Source organism: Annamia dubia NIES-4383 (assembly GCF_055394725.1).
In genome coordinates this window covers 1,640,336-1,658,718 of record NZ_AP025630.1, presented here as the reverse complement: position 1 = coordinate 1,658,718, position 18,383 = coordinate 1,640,336, and the positions used below count along the sequence as shown (strand labels likewise).

Here is an 18,383-nt window from a genome sequence, read left to right as displayed (position 1 = left end):
TAGTAATAAAAAAACAATTTTATGGTGGTCAATACCCTATAAAAGCTTAAAAGAATTACCTTAAAATTATTCAGGAAATTGCCCACCTTAAGTTTAATTTTGTCAACCTACTTAGTCAACAATCAATATCTAAATATATGCGTTTTAAATCAGAAAATAAATCTTCCCAAATGCCCGAATTAAATTTAGTACCGATGATGGATGTGGTGATGGCCATTCTCATATTTTTCATCTTTGTATCCATGACTTTAACTAATCAAAAAAGTTTAAATATTACCTTACCTAGTTCGGAAGGAGGTACTGATATAAAAGCACCCGAACCTTTAATGGTTGGGTTAGATTTAAAAGGAGAAATATTAATCACAAATCAACCTATCTCCGAACAAGAATTAGAAAAACAAATTAAATCCTATTTAGAGAAAAATCCTCAAGGTGCAGTAGTTTTAAAAGCGGATAAAAAAGTCTCTTATGAAGAATTAGCTAAACTTTTAGGGAAAATGCAAAAAGTAGGAGGTGAGCAAATTTCTCTGGCGATCGAGAGTAATTAGATTTGGGATTAGGTCAATTTTGGAAAGCAAATCTAATTTGATTAAAATATTAATCTTTTAGTTTAAAAGTCGGGGATTTAACAAATACCCGGCTTTTCAAATGTCTATTGTACTATAAAATTGAAGGGTGTTAATGTACGATATATTATGATTCTTCAAAACATTCATTTAAAATCGAATTAATCTCATTAATAGTAATATCTTCTTGTTCAGATTTACTATAAATTGTTAATAATAAAATACTTGTTTTTGATTCAAGTAAATAAATTAATCTATATCCTGCACTTTTGCCTTTTTTAATATTACTATTTTTAACCCTAACTTTATAAACATAAATCTCTAAACCAAATCCTGTCAGGCGATCGCCGACAATATTACCCTGTTGTAATTCTAAAATCAAAGGTTGAAGATCAGAACGAATATTCCGATATTTTTTAGCCAAAGATTTTAAATTTCTTCTATATTCAGGAGTTAAATCAATATTAATTAATTGAGAATTATTCTGCATCAATACCCTCCCACATTTGTGCTAATGGGATTCTTTTACCTGCTTTTGCTTCCTGTAAAGCTCGTTTCAAACTAGCTTTAATTTCCTCAACGGTCGTATCATCAGGATCAGATTCATTTTCATCAGATACTAAAAGAATGACTTTTACTCGACTAGGAGTATCAATATCTAAGCTATCATCTAATAGTAATTGTTTTTGATCATTAAGTGTTGCCATCACTTCAAAAGCTTTCATTATTGTACCTCAACTTAATTTTTGAGATGATTATAACACAATTGATCATTAAAAAGATTTTAAGGTTTTAATTAGTGTATTTTATTGTCATCAGCAACAGGAAAATTGTTATAATTAAAAAATCAACTTATCAGGAAAAAAAGTAAAATATTATGGTACAAATACCCGCATTCACCGCCATTGATTTTAAGCCAATCATTGTGGCTAAAGATAAAAATGATCAGCCTTTTTTAATGATTGATGTAAGATTTTCCTCGTTGTATTCATCCCCCGATCTGGAAATTTTACAAATGGAAAAATATCAACACATTCCCTTTTTAATGTATGCGAATAGTAATGTTATGATAATCTTTAAAAGTCCAACTTTTGAAGAAATCGCAAGATTTGACACGAAAACAGTATTAGCATTTTATAATCCAGAAAGTATCGAAGGTGTTATCTATCAATCAACTTTAACTCTTTTAATTGACTTATGGTTAGATGATTTAGTTTATCACTGGAAAGGTGATAATACACCTTATACAGAGGAAGTTAAAGCCATTGGTTTATATGAGTATTTAATTGATGCAATTACGGAGGAATTAGAATAATAATGATTATTATTTATTTAGAAACTAATTCTATTATGGCAATTGCAAAAGGTAGAAATAAAGAATTAGAAGATTTTATTTATCATGCCAATGATAATTTAAAATTTATGATTCCTAGTATTTGTTTAATGGAAACTTTAGTCGCCATAGAAAGGGAAGAAAAAAGAACTCAATCTTTTGCTCAAAGTGCTAAAATTGAAATTAATGAAGCTCAAAGAAGCAAAGAAATAACTGATGCTCACTTTTTTGCTAATTATTTAAAAATTTCTTTGATTGATTATGATAATATAATGATTAATTTTAGAAAGCGATTTTTAAATATTCTTGCCTATTTTAAAACTCATGGTGAGTTAATTGAATCAAATATTGCTATGTTAGAAAAGACTTTTGATCAGCCTTTTTTACAGGGCAAAAATGAAAGGCGAGATGATTTTATTTTACAGGTAATTTTAGCCCATGCTGAAAATAATTTAACTCAATCTAAAGTTTTTTTTAGTGAAAATACTAAAGAGTTTGGTAATAGTAATCTTCAACAAACTTTTGCTAGTTTAAATATTAATTATTTTAGCAATGTTTCTAATTTAAAAGCGTGGTTATATCAATAATATTTAAGGCTGTAGAGACGTAAAATTTTACCTCTCTACAAGGTTTTGATTACGTTAGAAAATTATTAAAATCTAATGAGGTAAAGTCTTCTCCCATGAAGGGGCAAAGGGAGGTAAAGCCAAACTACAAGAAGCCCAATGACTAGCAACGGAAACCCCTAATTTTTGACAATGACCACCATTACGCCCTTCAGAACGATAATATTGGCATAAACGGCAACAAGAAGGACGCATGACCGTATTAACCTTATTTTCTAACCATTGTGGCTGATGGTGAGAATTGTGACTTAATTTTGTTTGAGTTGTGATCATTGTCATGGTTTTACAAGCCTCCACATAATTACGGTTATTTGATGTAATTACCGTAGTTTATGGGTTCATTCTGTCATAAAGATTAAAGAAATGGTGTGTTGAAGAAAACAATTTAGGAAAAAATCATTAAATTTTTCTTAAATTTGATAATGCCAAAATGAATCTTTTTGAAAAATAATTCGTTGTAAAGAAAGTTTTTTGATAATACCTTGTGCTTCTAATTGATTTAAACATTTTGTAATTGGTACACGGGTAACACCTAAAATGTCGGCCAATTCTTGATGAGTTAGACGCAGATCAATTAAGATTCCTTCCGAGGTTTTCTTCCCAAACTTTTTACCTAACCATGCTAATAATTTGATTAACATGACATCTACATTTTTATAGGCTTTAATTAATTCTAATTCCTGCATTTGTTCCAGATGAGCTAAAATAATTTCTCCTAATTTGGGGCAATCTTCAAAAGTAATTAAATTAGCCTTAACTTTAGTTAAACAAACGAGGTGATAAGGTTCAACTTTACCAAAAAAATTACCCACAATATCCCCTTTTGCCCACAATCCCAAAAAAATTAAGTTACCTTCATCAGAATAGGTAATAATTTTCACTGTTCCGCTTTCAATTTGCCAGAGATGGTTAGGATAAAATGGTAATTCTTCATAGCGTTTAAATATGTGTAAATCTGTCAATTTATTCCGATGAATAATAGGTATAAACATAATTTTTTTTTAAGATTAATGAATAAAATTAAATTTTTAATCTTTAAATTTCATAATGCCAAAGTTCATCTTCTTTTAAGATAATTCTTTGTAAAGAGAGCTTTTCAATATAACCTTGTTGTTCTAAACTATTTAAGTATTTAGTAATAGTCACCCTAGTTGAGCCTAAAATATCTCCTAAGTCTTGATGAGTTAAACGTAGATCAATTAAGTTACCCTGTTTTGTCTCTTGTCCAAATTTTTTACCTAGCCATGCTAAGAGTTTAATTAACATTAAATCTACCGTTTTATAACTACGAATTAATGCTAATTCTTGCATTTGTTCTAAATGTGCTAACAAAATTTCTGTTAATTCTTGACCAGATTCAAAAGGAATAGGTTTAGCTTGTACTTTGGTAATAGAAACGATGTCATAAGGTTCAACTTTGCCAAAATTTTGACCTACTACATCTCCTTTTCCCCATAATCCTAAAACAATTAAATCCCCTTCTTCTGAATAGGTGGTAATTTTGACTAAACCACTTTCAATTTTCCATAAACTATTGGGGCGAGAAGGTAATTTTTCTCCCGCATTAAATGTGAAATAATGCCATTGTTTAGCCACTGGAGTATAAGCAATTGTTAAAGCCATAATTTTTAATAATTTCCTTTACTAATAGATTAAATAATTAGACATTTCCATTATGAGATTATGAAAGCTTAATTAATTAAGAATTTTTGGAAATGTCTATGATCTTATAATTGGTACTTTGCAATTGTACACTAATCCTATCATAATACTGTATTTTTGTAAACTTGATCAAAAGGTACAAAAGATCACAAAACAAGGTAAATTGATAGAAAAACCGTTATTTATAGCTAAAGATTGTGAATAGTCAAAACTATATCTTGCTGGATCTGCCCTCTAAGGTTGAATATGCCTTAGTTGCCCTTTTGGAGATGGCTTGTCAACCGAATCCTCATAATCCTTTAACTGTTAGTGAAATCACAGCTAAACAGCCCATTCCTGAGCGTTATTTGGAGCAAATTTTGGCAATTTTGCGCCGAGGTGGCCTCTTAAAAAGCCAAAGGGGGGCAAGGGGCGGTTATCTTTTAACCAAGTCTGCTAGTGAGATTACTTTGTTAGAAATAGTTTCTTTAATTGAGGGAGAAAAAAAAGTTAATCCCTCTGATGATGCTAAAACTGTTGAAATGAGGGTAATTCGGGAGAATTGGCAACAGGCTAATTTAGCTTCTCAATCAGTTTTAGCTCAATATTCTCTTGAGGATTTATGTAAACAAAGAGAGCGTCATCATCAAGCTAATTTGATGTATTATATCTAAATTTGGTTATTAGTTATTTGTTATTCGTCAAAATATAAACTCAATTAACAAATAACCAATAACAAATAACTAATTAATCTAAATTCTGAAATAATACTGTACTAAGGTATCTTTCTCCGAAACTAGGCTGAATTGCTACGATTAATTTACCTTCATTTTCGGGACGTTTCCCCACTTGAATGGCCGCATATAAGGCCGCACCGGAGGAAATCCCTGATAATAAGCCCTCCTCCCTTGCTAAACGGCGACTATATTCGATTGATTTTTCATCAGCAACGGTGATTACTTCATCTACTAAATCTAAACGTAAGACGGGAGGAATGAATCCTGCTCCAATACCCTGAATTTTGTGAGGCCCAGCATTTCCCCCTGATAAAACCGGACTATTGAGAGGTTCAACGGCGATCGCTTTAAACTCCGGTTTTCGAGCTTTAAGAGCCTCGGCAACTCCGGTAATTGTGCCTCCCGTACCCACACCGGAAATTAAAATGTCAACTTTACCCTCTGTATCCTCCCAAATTTCTTGGGCGGTAGTTTCTCGGTGAATTTCGGGATTGGCACTATTTTTAAATTGCTGTAACATAAAAGCATTGTCTGTCTGTGCCACGATTTCCTCCGCTTTGGCGATCGCACCTCTCATGCCGTGACTACCGGGGGTTAACTCTAACTGAGCGCCATAGGCTTTTAACATATTACGGCGCTCTAAACTCATGGTATCAGGCATAGTTAAAATAAGCTGATAGCCTTTAGCGGCGGCTACCATAGCTAAAGCAATCCCCGTATTACCAGAAGTTGGCTCAACTAAAACCGTTTTATGAGGATGAATTAACCCCGCTTTTTCGGCTGAATTAATCATATTAACGCCAATGCGATCTTTAACGGAGGAAGCTGGATTCATACTTTCTAATTTTAATAAAATAGTCGCTTTTACTCCTTCCGATTGGGGGATTTTATTTAATTGAATTAAAGGAGTACGACCAACTAATTCTGTAATATTCTGAGCAATACGCATATTTTTTCTAGTAAATTAATAAACAATTAAATGAAATAAGTAAGCGAAAGTTGTTGATCTTCAAGACTTTTTTGCAAGAGATCGCCAATAGTTTGCTGTTTGAGAAAAGCTTGAGCCTTCAGTTGAGACTCTCGCCAGATTTGATCAATGATCCTTGACTCCAAAGACGGGGAAGATAATCTTTTATTAACCGTTTGTTGCCCTTCCACGCAGATGATCACATCTAACATGGTAATCACTGAAGGCTCTTGATTTAAGATATAGCCCCCTCTTGCACCCCGATAACTTTGCACTAGCCCACTTTGGCGCAGACTGAGCAAAACTTGCTCTAAATAACGCTCAGGAATGGGTTGCTCTGTGGCAATTTCCTTTACCGTCATCGCTTTTTGCGACTCAAAGACTTTTGCTAATTCCATCAGTGCGAGGAGTGCATATTTCACCCTTGCAGGTAGTTCAAATAAACTGAATTTACCTATATCATTGGACTTTGGACAAAAAGAAATTGGTAGAGGTTAAAATAGAAGATAAAAAAATAGACAAAGTAAAACTAACCTAAAATAATTTTAGGGGAAAAAAGATTAATTAACAGTCGTTTCTAACAGCAATTTAGCTATTTTGTTGACATTTTTGATTCTTTTTTATAACCTGATAACGTGGTCTTTTCACTTGTATTTCACCTTTTTCCGTCCAGAAGAATAACCACGGGGTTTGGGAAAATTAGAATTGATCTCAATGGTGCTAATAATTCTATAAAAGTCTCTCTGAACCAGCACTGGGGTAATCTTACTCTCACGAAAATTAGGCAAATATTTCTCCCAAGGGCAGGGTAAGCAAACAGCTAAATTCCTTGCATTCCACAATTGAATATAAGCAATTAAAATTAGGTTCATCCAGTTTTCTTCATAACTTGTATGAGAGGTTAAATAGTCGTTCATTAATAATCTTTGTTTGCCAAATCGAAAAAAGTGTTCCAAGTCAAAACGTTGACGATAAGATTGATAAATTTCAAGCAAAGTTAATTCGTTACGGCGTTTACCAATGGCAATTAACCACATTGGTTTCCAAATAGAATTACCTTCTTGATCAGTAACAGTAATTTCCAATAATGTAAAGGGATAATCATGCAATTTATGTTCCTTTGTTCCCTTCATTAACATATTATTCCAACCCTTAATTTTGACATTTAATAATTTACCACGTTTCGTAGTAAAATTAGTTTGAATTAAATCATCAGGGGGATGCCAAGAAGTTGAATCTTTTAAATCAAATTTATCACCATACCAACGTGGATGTCCACTTTTTAACTCAGAAGAATCTTTGACAAAAGGACGAAAAAAAACACGATTACTTTTAACTCTGGTGACAACAAGTCGATCTTGATTAAGAACTTGTTTGCCAATAAAATCTTTTTGACTATAAAGACAATCTACGACAATAACTGATAGAATTATCTTAAATAATAATGAATCTGTCAAAACTTTATTAATCTGTTTATGAGCAACAGAAACATCTTTTTCATCGCTTTTTACTCGTTGAACTGATAAAGGAATTGTCCAAGAAGCATCACAATTAGATATTTTTTCAGGTAAGTAAAAAAGCCAAGAATAAGCATGACCAATATTGATGGGTTTATTGCCTTTAATACTGTTAGGTTGATGAATAAACGTTTTATCAGATACAGTAGGAGAAAACTGGCGTGAATTAGGGGTTACATCAATGCCAAATAGATGAAACTTTCGCTGATTATTTTGAGGAATACTCTCTAAAATAATCTTAGATATTTCGGCTTTATTTGTGATTTGTGATTTCTTTTTTCCCGCTTTATTAAAATCAGCAATTGCTCGATAAATACTTTGGTATTTATGTTTAAATAGAGGATTTAAACTTAATTCCACGACTGTTTTAGCATCTTGATTACTACTAAGAGCATCGAGTAAATTCATCAAGGCATCTTTTCTTAAACCAAGACTTTGATATAATCGTTGACGACCTTGAATAAATTGTTCAACTTCTTGGTAATTTTTATTTTTGATTTTCATATTATTTTGAATAATAAACTATCTATTTATTCTAATCTATAGAACAAACTTGTTGAGAAAGAAAGTTTATTATTTGACATTATGCTATTAGACAATATTCAATTTCTCTTAATATAAATATCTTATTTTAATTTTTTCGGTCTGATGTGAGCTTCATTAAATCTAATTTTTTGTCCAAAGTCCAATATATCAAAATTAGGGCTTTGCATATTTCTAATTCCCTATCGAATTACTGTGGTTTTACTTTAGCACAGTTTGATTGATTTGTAAAGTCTACCAATAAATGATCAAAAGCTTTTCGATTTAAGCCTGTTGTCGCTCTTAATAATCTGTGATTGTTGAGAATTTTGTTGATATTTAGCATCACCATTAATCTTTAATTGTTAACGATCTCTGTGTTTGTTCTCACGATCGCAGGTTCTTATAACCAAATCATGACCTATTTCACAACAAGTCTTTTATTTTGACTGTTTAATCCCCATAAAAAAGGTGGGCAACTATTATTATTAATTAATAAAAATTTAATTAATAAATGTTGCCCACCCTACAATTAAAAAGTGATTAAGTGATACTAAATACAATCACAAAACCTAAACAAGCGGCGAATACGATTAAGGCGTAAAACTGCGCTCGTCCGTTTTCAAAGTATTTTAAGCCTTCCCCACTGATGATCGTGACTAAGCCTGTTAAGTTAACTGCTCCGTCTACTACTCGGTAGTCGATCTCTAATATTTGTCGGGCTACACGGCGGCATCCTCTTACAAATACGGTGTCATAAAGCTCGTCAAAATACCATTTTTTAAGGGAAAATTGATATAAAGCGGGGTATTTCTGAGCGATCGCTTTAACGTCAATTTTACCTTGCATATATGCGAGATAGGAAACAATGATCCCTACAACGGCGATCGCAACGGATAAACCACCCATGATCAAAAATTCATTCCAGCTAAAATGTTCGGCGTGTTTGATCACTTCCTCAGCCGTTTCATTGGGGGAAAAGACAAATGCCTCAAATTTATTATTCCAAGGCACTCCTAATAATCCGATTAATACTGAGGGTACTGCTAACGCCATCAGAGGGAAAGTCATGGTTAAGGGTGACTCATGGGGTGTGTGAGCATGATGTCCGTGATCACCACCAACAGCTATAACTCCCGCATCTTTTAAGAGTTGTTTTTGAATGGTTTTATTTTCCCCACGAAACTCCCCTTCAAAGGTGAGGAAATACATCCGAAACATATAGAAAGCGGTTAAACCTGCGGTTAACCAACCCACTACCCATAAACCTGTATTATGTTCAAAAGCTAATCCTAAAATTTCGTCTTTTGACCAGAAACCTGCAAAGGGCGGGATCCCACAGATCGCTAATGTACCGATCAGGAAGGTTGTGGAGGTAATGGGCATATATTTGCGTAAACCGCCCATTAAACGCATATCTTGAGCTAAAACGGGTTCATGTCCCACTACGCCCTCCATGCCGTGAATAACCGAGCCTGAGCAAAGGAATAACATGGCTTTGAAGTAGGCGTGAGTCATGAGGTGGAAAAGTCCGGCGGTATAACCTCCAATACCCATCGCCATAACCATGTAACCTAACTGGGAAACGGTGGAGTAAGCTAAACCCTTTTTAATGTCGTTTTGGGTAAGCGCGATCGTTGCTCCTAAAAAGGCGGTAAATGCCCCTGTCCACGCAATAACCGTCATTGCTGAGGGTATTTGCTCAAAAACGGGGTACATTCTGGCAATTAAAAATACACCTGCCGCCACCATGGTGGCCGCATGGATCAGGGCGGAGATGGGGGTAGGGCCTTCCATTGCGTCAGGAAGCCACACATGAAGGGGAAATTGGGCTGATTTTGCCACAGGGCCTAAAAAGACCAAAATGGCGAATAAGGTGGCTAAACCACCGCTTAAAGCCCCACTGGAGACAAGATCGCTCAGGCGATCGCCCATGATCTGAAAGTCAAAGCTATTGGTAGCCCAGTATAAACCGAGCATTCCTAAGAGTAAGCCGAAGTCACCCACACGGTTAACGACAAAAGCCTTTTGACAGGCTTCCGCCGCCGCTTGGCGATCGAACCAAAAACCAATTAAAAGGTAAGAGGAAACCCCTACCAATTCCCAAAATATATATATTTGTACTAAGTTGGGGCTAAGGACTAAGCCCAACATGGAAAAACTAAAAATGCTTAAATAGGCGTAAAATCTAACATAACCGGGATCGTGAGCCATATAACCATCGGTGTAGATCATCACCAATAACGCCACTGTGCAAACGATCGCAAGCATGACGGCGGTTAAATGATCAATGGTGTAGCCCATACTTAAATGAAAATTACCTGCACTAGCCCATTCAAACATTTGGGTATAGGCGGGATGCCCTTGGATCTGACTCCAGAGGATCGCAAAGGATAAAACCGTTGAAATACCTAATAAAGAGATAATAAAAACGGCATTAAGTTGTCTGAGTTTGTTGGTGGTTTGATTAACGGAAATTAATCCTATTCCCACTAAAGTCGCCCCGATCAAGGGTAACACAGGAATTAACCACGCATATTGATATAGTGACTCCATCGTTTAATCTATATTTTGGAGAATTACGTTAACTATTGTGACATACCTAGAGCGATCGAGGGGAATAAATACTTATGATTAGTTTAAGGTTTCCTTACTTGAGTTAAAATTTTTGTATAATTAAAGTTAAAATAACAAAACTAATATTATTAAATAATATGTCAGAATTAATAAACAGAATTACTATTAATCCTAAACAATGCGGAGGTAGACCTTGCATTAGGGGGATGAGAATTAGAGTATCAGATGTCTTAGATTTATTGGCAGTTGGGCTTTCTGCTCAAGAAATTTTAGAAGAAATGCCAGATCTGGAAACTGATGATTTAAAAGCAGTTTTATTATACGCTTCCCAAAAAATTAATCACCCCATATTAGTAGCATGATTATTTGGATTGATGCTCAATTATCCCCAGCTATTGCTAACTGGATCTCCAGTAATTTTAATATTACCGCATTAGCATTAAGAGATATTGGTTTAAGAGACGCTGAAGATTTGGAAATTTTTACAAAAGCTAAGGAACAAAATGTCATTGTTATGACAAAAGATAGCGATTTTGTTGATTTAGTAAGAAGACTAGGCTCACCACCTCAAATTATTTGGTTAACCTGTGGTAATACCTCTAATACTAAATTAAAAGAAATTTTAACTATTACTTTATCAAGAGCGATCGAGCTTTTAAATAGTGGGGAAGATTTAGTTGAAATTAAAGCTGATTTATAATCATACAAAATTAATGATAGTAATTTACATACTTATACTCAGGAGTTACTATGAATAACAAAAATATAACATCAGACGGTTTAGAAATTTTATATCAGCGTTATTATGCTAATAATATTGAACGTCAATTAGAGTTAGAAAAAGCTCGTCTTGATGATCAAGTTGCTAGAAAAATTGTTGAGTTAAAACAAACTTATCATATTTCTAATAAAGCGATAGCTGAAATTAATTAATCTTGATGAATCAATGATTGAATCTTTAGAAAATGCTGAATATGAAGGGGACTCTTTTTTAATGTTAAATTTAATTGCTAATGCTTTAAAAATGAGAGTTCAAATTGAATTAATTGCTGTTTAATTTTAGTGAAAAATTCATAATCAAGAACTAGAATCAGTACGATTAATAAAGGTAATTTCTCCATTAGATTTGATCGCCGTTTCTAATTCTTGATAAAGTGGATATTTTTCACCATTTTCTGCTTTAATTCCACCAATCCAAAGCCATCCTTTTGTGCGAGTCATAGCTGTAAATAATTGATTTCTTAATCCAATATCGCTTTCATTTTGAGCAATATTTTCTAAACCTACTAAAAACACCCAATAAGCTTCATTTCCTTTTGCTCGGTAAGTGTGAGTAATTGTAATTGCATTTTCTTTCCAGAAAATATCAGCATTAGATTCTCCTAAAATTGTATTTATATGTGGTTTTCCGGGAATGAAAAAATTTAATTGATATTGATTCTGTTTTTGATATTGTTGAAATTTATAGCCAATATAATTGACTAATTCTGACGTATTTTCACCCAAAGCAATAATTAATAGATCACGATTGAGTTTAAATCCTAAATTACAAGCATAATTAATCTTTTCAATTAATTTTTCAATTTGTTGATCAAAATTCTCAAAATATTCGTATTCAATTAAAGGCTGTTGATAAATTTGATCTATGTTATTTTGAGAATTTTCTAATTTTCTCCAAATTTTCATTTCTTTATTACTACGAAAATCACCTTTAACTTCAAACTTAATATTAGTTAAATCTTCTTTTTCTATTTTATATAATTTTCCTTGTTCTCTTAATAATCCTAAGCCTAATGCTAATGCTGTTATCAAAATAGTATTTGGTGTTCTATAACATTTTTCCATAATATGAGTTCTATTTCCTATTTTTTGAGCTAAAGTAGTTCCAAATATTTCTTCAAATGTTGGAATAACCATTGTATTTTTATCAAGAGTTTGAAATTCATCATAAGCCCAATATAAACGGCGAAGATTAGAATTTTCTGGATCAACTGGTCTTAAAGATTGCCAAGCTAACCAATAAATAGGTTGATAGTTTTGATTAAATTTATATTCTTGATTAACAATAAAATCTTGTCCTTCATCAATAAATATAACATCAAAACAAGGCTCTATTGTTTTTTGTAACACTTCACAAACTAATTTGCTAAAATTATTGATAGTAGGATATTCTATATATCTTTTTGGTAATCCTAATTTATCTCTAAAATGTGAATAAAAACCTTCTTTTGAATTACTACCCCACGCATGAAAAATTTTAATTTTGTTTCTTGCTGTTTGTAATGTTACTGTTTTATTACTTAATCCTCGAAGATAAGCATCTATTGTACTTTCAATATATTGATATAAACTTTTAGTCCAAAAAATTACAGCAATATCCCAATCAGGATGTTCTAAATGAATATGAGCAATTCTTTTACATAAAACTGCCGTTTTACCTGATCCAGCAATACCTCTAATTCTTTGTACACCATCTGGTATTTGTTCAGAAATTTGTTTTTGTTTTTTATCTAATGCTATCGGAAATAAGTTTCTATCAGTTGCTAGAGTTTTTATTTGATATTGGTTTAAATATTGATAAAGTTTTTTAGCTTCATTATCATAAATATTCTTGATATTTATATCAGTAGATTCTACTTTTCTACTGGCTTTTAACCAATATTTAACAGCCTCAAACCAATTTTCTTGATCTTCTGCTAATTGAGCAACTTTAGCAAAACATTCAGCAGATTTTAAAAACATTTCTGCTTTTTCATATTCTTCTCCTGCTTTTAAATATTGTTGATTTTTTTCAAATAAAATTGCATTTATTTCAGCTACTTTTTGAAAATTACCTGCTTTTTCATAACAAATTTTTGCCTTGTCATAATTTTTAATTTTTTCAAACCAAATTTCTCCCGCTTTTTCCCAACTATTATTTTTTTCCCAACATACCACTGCTTGATCAAAATCTTCAATTAATTCATAACATAAAGCTGAATTTTCCCAATGAGGGATTTTCTCCCAACATTGAGCAGATTTTACTAAATTATTTGCTTTTTCCCAACATTCGGCCGCCTGATCATATTGTTTTAATTTATGTTCAAATAATTTAGCCCCATCTTCCCAAAATTCAATTTCTTTAAATAATTTTGCTGATTCTAAATAATCACCTTCTTGTCTTTTTAATTTAGCAGTTGCTTCTTTTTCTAATTTTAGATCACTACCTTTTCTAAAACATTCTATTGCTAATTTATAACGCTCTTGTTTTAACCATTTATGCCCATCTTCTAACCACATTTGAGGAGTAATTTCTAACTCATTTCTTTCTTGAATAGCTTGATCAAGATTCATTTCATTAATTAAAGATTCAATTTCCTTATGTTCCCATAAAGGAGAGTTTTCACTATCCCAAATATAAAGAATATTACGAGTTCTCGTAATCGCAACATATAACAAATTAAATTCAAGTCTTAGCATAGGAATTTGCGGATGATCTTCATTGATTTTATTCTGTAAAGCATCATTCCATAATGATTGATTTTCTTTAAAGAAATCAATTAAAAATACTCGATTAAATTCTAAACCTTTAGCATCTTCAATCGTAAAGATAAATTCAGACTCAAATAATTGTTTTAATTCTTCTCTTTTATCTTCAGTTCTAACTAAAATTGCTTCTTGTGGTTTAATTTCTTTTAATTGTTCAAATAAATTACTCGTATCATGATTAATTAATCTTGCTAATTCTCCACATTGTTTAATAGGTTTGTCAAAATCTTCATCTTTAATTGCAGTTTCAGGTAATAGTTGATAACGAATTTTTAAGACTTGATTAGCTAAATTAACAATAGTGGCTACATTACGAAAATTAAAATGTAAAGATTCTTCAGTATATTTTAATTTGTGATTAAAAAATATTGTTGTTAAATCTCCCCAACGAAAACCACTAGGGCTAATCATTTGATGAACGTCACCAGCAAAATATAAATTACCATTAGGAGCAACTAAATTGACTAATAATTCTAATTGTAATTCGGTTAAATCTTGAACTTCATCACAAATAATTAATTGATAAGAAAAAATCCGATGATTTTTAATTAATTTTAATAGTTCTCTCGCTAAATCTATCTCATCAAAAAGACTTTCTTCATTAAGCCAATTTTGATACCATTGTGCTAATTTATAAATATAGGGACGTTTTTCTTTTGTAATTGCATTTGATCTTTTTTTACCTAATTCTTCATACTTTTCTTGAGATAAAATTTCCTTTCCTATATCTAAAACTTCATGAGAACCTTTAATAATACTGCGAATTTCATCCCATACTAAAATAGAAGGATATTCTTTATTTTCACTTCTCCTTGAATACTTTTTTCTCCTTGAATATTTTTTTTCAAAATGAACATAATTAATCTCTTGATTTTCTTCAAAAAACTGTTGATATTTTGCTAACCCTTCTAAACATAAATCTTTGATTGTTTTAAATTGAAAAATTTTTTCTAAATCTTGCCATGATTTTTCTTGAATATCTAATAATTTTTGAAATTGCTCTTTGGCATTTTTTACTAAAATAGGATTATAAGCCACATAAAGACTATTACCTGATTTTTGTTCGAGTAAAAGTTGTTCAACAAATTGTTTTAAACGATATAAGCCAACGGTTGTTTTACCAGTTCCTGCACTACCTTGTAATAAAAGATTATCATTATCTAACTTAATTAATTCACCTTCTTCAGGTGTTAATTTCAGTGAAAAATCCATTGTTTTATCAATAATGACTTTATTCCATGCTTCTTCACTTTCAGGTACAACTTGCCAAGCAATATTATTTAACAATTCATCTTTGATTTCATCTGAAATACTTAAATGTTCTTCTAATTCTAATAATTCTAATTCTAAATCATCATTAGATAGTTCATGTTTTTCTTTATTTATATCCCCAATTATTTCTACAATTTCTTCTGATAAAACCCAATCATTATTACTATTTCTTGCACTGCGAGACACATCATCATGATCTATACAAATATCTTGAATTGCCAAAAAAATTGCTTTTTCTCCTGTGTTTGATAGTCTTGATTTTTCATAGCTAAACAAAAGACGACTAGCTTTATTAATTCTTGCTTCCCAAATTTTCTTGCCACCTTTGAGTTTTTTGACTCTTAAGCCTCCATCAAACTGCCTTTTTTTGAGTTTGTTAATACAAACCCAAACTCGATCAACAAAATTGTGATCTTGATCATTTTTTAGAAAGTAGGTGACTTCAGGGTGAATAATAAGTGGTAGGCTCATATTGAATTAAATTTGTGTGAGAAGTATTATATAACTAATTAGTTTTATAGAGTTTAAAATGTTAAATAACGATTTAACATCATAATTTAACTATTATAAAATAAAATAATAAAAAAATAAATCACTGTCTAAAATTCTTTAACAATGGGATCTCTTATTACTTTCAAAAATCTTTGATCACCTAATCTAAGCTTAACATAGTGAGGTAACACAGAATTTAACAACATATATTTTGGAAAATTACCTTAACTATTGTAACACAAAACGACTAATTGAGAGGAATAAATAATAAGTGCCTCAGCAAAATTAATTACTAATAGTATTTTTGTCCAAAACTTGTATCATAAACTTATAGAGTTTTGAAAATCAGTAATTAATTTGACATAAGCACTTATAATTATTTATTTTCGCTATTTTTCCTTCAATATTTGTTTATGATAGCTTAATTTTTTAATTTCTATTGTATTATAGAAACGTCTATTACATAAACTCTTGAATGAAGTAAAACTAATAATTAAAGCCCCGGAATTTCTGATAATTCACATTCATATTCTTCAACTTGAAAACCAGTTGTTTGAGTCCATTCTTCAATGGTAAAATCATAACCTTTTTCCTGTGCCATTTGGACAAAATGATCAAGATCAATGGCTTGATTTAATTCTTTTTTTAAATTGGGGAATTGTTGAGCATCTCTAAATAAACGATTAACTTCAGCAATAGACATTTTTTGATTAACTCCATTAATTTTTTTTAGATTATAACATATTTGTCATTTGTCATTTGTAAACTATCAATTCTTAATTGTTAATTATCTATTATTTAATTCTCTTTCTTTATATTCGTCCGTTTGTTGATATTCCTCCCATAATTGTTGAACTTTTGCTTTAATTTCTTGATGACGGGTGACACCTTCATAAGCATAACGATTAAATCCATTTTTAATAATAAATGCTTCTAAATATTCAACTCTTGCATTAGTATTTGGATGGGTTGATAGCCAGGCTGGAGGGGTAGTTTGATCTTCATTTTCTCCTGCTAAAATTTCCATTAAATTTCTCACTCCATCGGCGGCATAGCCAGAATTAGCTAATATTCTTGTGCCTAAAGTATCGGCTTCCTGTTCCATTTCCCGACTATAATTTAAGACGATTAAATTAGTAGCAATTCCCCCAATATAAGGAATATTTCCGATCACATTGGCGGTTAAATTTCCTTGAGTTACTAACTGAAAACTATGGGATAATACAGCATGGGAAATTTCATGTGCTAATAAACCTGCTAACTGTGCTTCTGAATTTGTTTTTAAAATTGCTCCAATATTAACAAATACTTTCCCTCCGGGTAAAGCAAAAGCGTTAAGTTCATCATCCATAATAAGATTAAATTCATAATTAAAATCATTTCTGCCCGTCACATTAATAATTTTTTGACCAATTTCTGTTATATATTGCTTAACTTCTTCATCTTCTAATAAGGGAATTTGCTCCTTAACTTGTGCTGATATTTGTTCACCTATTCCTGTTTCACCTTGTAATAATAACATGGTAGTTTCAAGCGCAGATAAAGGCCCAAAAATATTACCTGTTAAAACAAATCCTAAAGCCCCTGTAAAAATATTAGCGATCGCATTTCCCGTAATATCAGATTGTAATTTTTCTTGATATTTAGCTAAATTTTGATCAGCTAATTGTAAAAATTTTTCTGCTTGAGGATGATCGGGATTTAATAATACAAAACGCCGTGCGGCTAAGGAAGCATCTAACCATTTTTCAGCTTTATTATCCGCTTCTATTTTTGCTAATAATAAATCGGTTTCATTGGGGTATAAAGTAACAGCTTGATCTAAAATTTTAATCGCTTCATCTAATTTTTCATATTTAATTAAAGCCTGTGCATAACGTAAATAAGCGGGGATAAAATCGGGAAATTGCTCTACTAAAAATTTTAAAGGAATAAAGATTTTACTTTGTAAATTTTGCTCTAGGCCTTGTGCTGACATTCGCCAATAAACTGCACCGGCCGTAGGTAATAATTGGGGATCATAATAGGGTTGGGGTATAATTTGATTAACATTTTCTGTTTCAATGGAGAAAGGTTCTTTTAATTCTCGATACAATTTTTCGGCCTCATTAATATTACCCGTTAAATAAAGTTGATCGGCCTGTTTAAACTTTTCTAATCTAGCTATTTCTTCAGGAGAAAGTTGATTTTCTGAAGGGGTTTCTTCTACTGTTATTTGTTCTTTTATTTCTTCATTTTCTGGTGAATTTTCCGATGGTAAACTGTCAGAATCTTCAATGATTATATTATCATTGTTATTGCTATTATTATCAGAATTATTGTTATTATTGTTATTATTGTTATCATGATTTTGTAAGGTTTGATTAACTATTTCAATTGTCGTCAAATTTTCTTGAGAATTTTTAACAATAGGATGAGCTTTAACAGGACTTAAGAATAAATTAATTAGAATTGTAATTAAACTAATCTTAAATAAATTATGATAAACTCTTTTTTGTAACATATTTTACTCTAATTTTTTATTAAATTAAATATTATTCAATTGATTGGGTTGATTAGACTAAACAAATATATTTTAAGCAATGGACAGAGTTTAAATTTTGAA

Annotated in this window: 18 protein-coding genes and 1 pseudogene; 7 read left to right on the top strand and 12 right to left on the bottom strand. The window is 31.4% G+C overall.

Annotated features, from left to right (window positions below; all coding sequences use genetic code 11):
- The first annotated feature begins 137 nt into the window (after nt 1-137).
- Nucleotides 138-548: an ExbD/TolR family protein gene (locus Anndu_RS07465; protein ID WP_464103763.1), complete on the top strand. Its 411-nt coding sequence runs from the start codon at nt 138-140 to the stop codon at nt 546-548.
- 145 nt (nt 549-693) lie between these two features.
- Here the strand turns inward: Anndu_RS07465 and Anndu_RS07460 are convergent, their stop codons facing one another.
- A complete protein-coding gene (locus tag Anndu_RS07460) occupies nt 694-1,056 on the bottom strand; it encodes a type II toxin-antitoxin system RelE/ParE family toxin (RefSeq protein WP_464103762.1) in 363 nt (120 codons plus the stop codon).
- On the bottom strand, nt 1,046-1,291 hold the full coding sequence (locus Anndu_RS07455) for a type II toxin-antitoxin system RelN family antitoxin (protein ID WP_464103761.1): 246 nt from the start codon (nt 1,289-1,291) through the stop codon (nt 1,046-1,048). The genes Anndu_RS07460 and Anndu_RS07455 overlap by 11 nt, the downstream gene beginning before the upstream one ends.
- Before the next feature lie 152 nt (nt 1,292-1,443).
- On the opposite strand from Anndu_RS07455, the gene Anndu_RS07450 reads away from it, so the two are divergent.
- Nucleotides 1,444-1,881 carry a hypothetical protein gene (locus Anndu_RS07450; protein WP_464103760.1) on the top strand — a complete coding sequence of 146 codons (438 nt, stop codon included), beginning with the start codon at nt 1,444-1,446 and terminating at the stop codon, nt 1,879-1,881.
- A 2-nt stretch (nt 1,882-1,883) separates the two neighbouring features.
- A complete protein-coding gene (locus Anndu_RS07445) occupies nt 1,884-2,486 on the top strand; it encodes a PIN domain-containing protein (protein WP_464103759.1) in 603 nt (200 codons plus the stop codon).
- Between the two features lie 72 nt (nt 2,487-2,558).
- On the opposite strand, the gene Anndu_RS07440 is transcribed toward Anndu_RS07445, so the two are convergent.
- From Anndu_RS07440 to Anndu_RS07430, 3 genes are all read right to left on the bottom strand, one after another.
- Entirely contained in the window at nt 2,559-2,798 is a 240-nt protein-coding gene (locus Anndu_RS07440; protein ID WP_464103758.1) for a hypothetical protein, read from the bottom strand.
- A 137-nt stretch (nt 2,799-2,935) separates the two neighbouring features.
- A complete protein-coding gene (locus Anndu_RS07435; RefSeq protein WP_464103757.1) occupies nt 2,936-3,487 on the bottom strand; it encodes a Crp/Fnr family transcriptional regulator in 552 nt (183 codons plus the stop codon).
- 73 nt (nt 3,488-3,560) lie between these two features.
- A complete protein-coding gene (locus Anndu_RS07430; protein WP_464103756.1) occupies nt 3,561-4,148 on the bottom strand; it encodes a Crp/Fnr family transcriptional regulator in 588 nt (195 codons plus the stop codon).
- A gap of 236 nt (nt 4,149-4,384) precedes the next feature.
- Here Anndu_RS07430 and Anndu_RS07425 point away from each other — a divergent pair, with 236 nt between their 5' ends.
- On the top strand, nt 4,385-4,840 hold the full coding sequence (locus tag Anndu_RS07425) for an RrF2 family transcriptional regulator (protein WP_464103755.1): 456 nt from the start codon (nt 4,385-4,387) through the stop codon (nt 4,838-4,840).
- 73 nt (nt 4,841-4,913) lie between these two features.
- On the opposite strand, the gene cysK is transcribed toward Anndu_RS07425, so the two are convergent.
- The 4 genes and pseudogenes from cysK to Anndu_RS07405 all read right to left on the bottom strand — a co-directional run bounded on the left by cysK (nt 4,914) and on the right by Anndu_RS07405 (nt 10,465).
- Entirely contained in the window at nt 4,914-5,852 is a 939-nt protein-coding gene (gene cysK, locus Anndu_RS07420; RefSeq protein WP_464103754.1) for a cysteine synthase A, read from the bottom strand.
- Nucleotides 5,853-5,878: 26 nt separating this feature from the next.
- A complete protein-coding gene (locus Anndu_RS07415) occupies nt 5,879-6,292 on the bottom strand; it encodes an Rrf2 family transcriptional regulator (protein WP_464103753.1) in 414 nt (137 codons plus the stop codon).
- 166 nt (nt 6,293-6,458) lie between these two features.
- Nucleotides 6,459-7,891: pseudogene (locus tag Anndu_RS07410) on the bottom strand (NF041680 family putative transposase).
- Nucleotides 7,892-8,452: 561 nt separating this feature from the next.
- Nucleotides 8,453-10,465 carry an NAD(P)H-quinone oxidoreductase subunit 5 gene (locus tag Anndu_RS07405; protein ID WP_464103752.1) on the bottom strand — a complete coding sequence of 671 codons (2,013 nt, stop codon included), beginning with the start codon at nt 10,463-10,465 and terminating at the stop codon, nt 8,453-8,455.
- A gap of 158 nt (nt 10,466-10,623) precedes the next feature.
- Here Anndu_RS07405 and Anndu_RS07400 point away from each other — a divergent pair, with 158 nt between their 5' ends.
- From Anndu_RS07400 to Anndu_RS07390, 3 genes are read left to right on the top strand one after another with little or no spacing between them, the layout of a single operon-like run.
- Nucleotides 10,624-10,848 carry a DUF433 domain-containing protein gene (locus Anndu_RS07400; protein ID WP_464103751.1) on the top strand — a complete coding sequence of 75 codons (225 nt, stop codon included), beginning with the start codon at nt 10,624-10,626 and terminating at the stop codon, nt 10,846-10,848.
- Entirely contained in the window at nt 10,845-11,186 is a 342-nt protein-coding gene (locus Anndu_RS07395; RefSeq protein ID WP_464103750.1) for a DUF5615 family PIN-like protein, read from the top strand. The genes Anndu_RS07400 and Anndu_RS07395 overlap by 4 nt, the downstream gene beginning before the upstream one ends.
- A 50-nt stretch (nt 11,187-11,236) precedes the next feature.
- Nucleotides 11,237-11,419 (top strand): hypothetical protein, encoded by a 183-nt coding sequence (locus Anndu_RS07390; RefSeq protein ID WP_464103749.1) that lies wholly within the window; start codon nt 11,237-11,239, stop codon nt 11,417-11,419.
- Between the two features lie 144 nt (nt 11,420-11,563).
- Here the strand turns inward: Anndu_RS07390 and Anndu_RS07385 are convergent, their stop codons facing one another.
- From Anndu_RS07385 to Anndu_RS07375, 3 genes are all read right to left on the bottom strand, one after another.
- Entirely contained in the window at nt 11,564-15,757 is a 4,194-nt protein-coding gene (locus Anndu_RS07385; protein ID WP_464103748.1) for a UvrD-helicase domain-containing protein, read from the bottom strand.
- Nucleotides 15,758-16,271: 514 nt separating this feature from the next.
- The gene (locus Anndu_RS07380; protein WP_464103747.1) at nt 16,272-16,481 is read right to left on the bottom strand and encodes a Nif11-like leader peptide family natural product precursor; all 210 of its coding nucleotides are present in this window, start codon (nt 16,479-16,481) and stop codon (nt 16,272-16,274) included.
- A gap of 84 nt (nt 16,482-16,565) precedes the next feature.
- Nucleotides 16,566-18,281 (bottom strand): M48 family metalloprotease, encoded by a 1,716-nt coding sequence (locus Anndu_RS07375; protein WP_464103746.1) that lies wholly within the window; start codon nt 18,279-18,281, stop codon nt 16,566-16,568.
- Nucleotides 18,282-18,383 lie beyond the last annotated feature (102 nt).

Excerpts from the sequence above, each read along its gene's own strand:
- Anndu_RS07460 (WP_464103762.1), bottom strand. The coding sequence starts at position 1,056 with ATGCAGAATAATTCTCAATTAATTAATATTGATTTAACTCCTGAATAT.
- Anndu_RS07405 (WP_464103752.1), bottom strand. The coding sequence starts at position 10,465 with ATGGAGTCACTATATCAATATGCGTGGTTAATTCCTGTGTTACCCTTG.
- Anndu_RS07395 (WP_464103750.1), top strand. The coding sequence starts at position 10,845 with ATGATTATTTGGATTGATGCTCAATTATCCCCAGCTATTGCTAACTGG.
- Anndu_RS07375 (WP_464103746.1), bottom strand. The coding sequence starts at position 18,281 with ATGTTACAAAAAAGAGTTTATCATAATTTATTTAAGATTAGTTTAATT.
- Anndu_RS07385 (WP_464103748.1), bottom strand. The coding sequence starts at position 15,757 with ATGAGCCTACCACTTATTATTCACCCTGAAGTCACCTACTTTCTAAAA.
- Anndu_RS07440 (WP_464103758.1), bottom strand. The coding sequence starts at position 2,798 with ATGATCACAACTCAAACAAAATTAAGTCACAATTCTCACCATCAGCCA.
- Anndu_RS07445 (WP_464103759.1), top strand. The coding sequence starts at position 1,884 with ATGATTATTATTTATTTAGAAACTAATTCTATTATGGCAATTGCAAAA.
- Anndu_RS07400 (WP_464103751.1), top strand. The coding sequence starts at position 10,624 with ATGTCAGAATTAATAAACAGAATTACTATTAATCCTAAACAATGCGGA.
- Anndu_RS07380 (WP_464103747.1), bottom strand. The coding sequence starts at position 16,481 with ATGTCTATTGCTGAAGTTAATCGTTTATTTAGAGATGCTCAACAATTC.
- Anndu_RS07455 (WP_464103761.1), bottom strand. The coding sequence starts at position 1,291 with ATGAAAGCTTTTGAAGTGATGGCAACACTTAATGATCAAAAACAATTA.
- Anndu_RS07390 (WP_464103749.1), top strand. The coding sequence starts at position 11,237 with ATGAATAACAAAAATATAACATCAGACGGTTTAGAAATTTTATATCAG.
- cysK (WP_464103754.1), bottom strand. The coding sequence starts at position 5,852 with ATGCGTATTGCTCAGAATATTACAGAATTAGTTGGTCGTACTCCTTTA.
- Anndu_RS07430 (WP_464103756.1), bottom strand. The coding sequence starts at position 4,148 with ATGGCTTTAACAATTGCTTATACTCCAGTGGCTAAACAATGGCATTAT.
- Anndu_RS07465 (WP_464103763.1), top strand. The coding sequence starts at position 138 with ATGCGTTTTAAATCAGAAAATAAATCTTCCCAAATGCCCGAATTAAAT.
- Anndu_RS07450 (WP_464103760.1), top strand. The coding sequence starts at position 1,444 with ATGGTACAAATACCCGCATTCACCGCCATTGATTTTAAGCCAATCATT.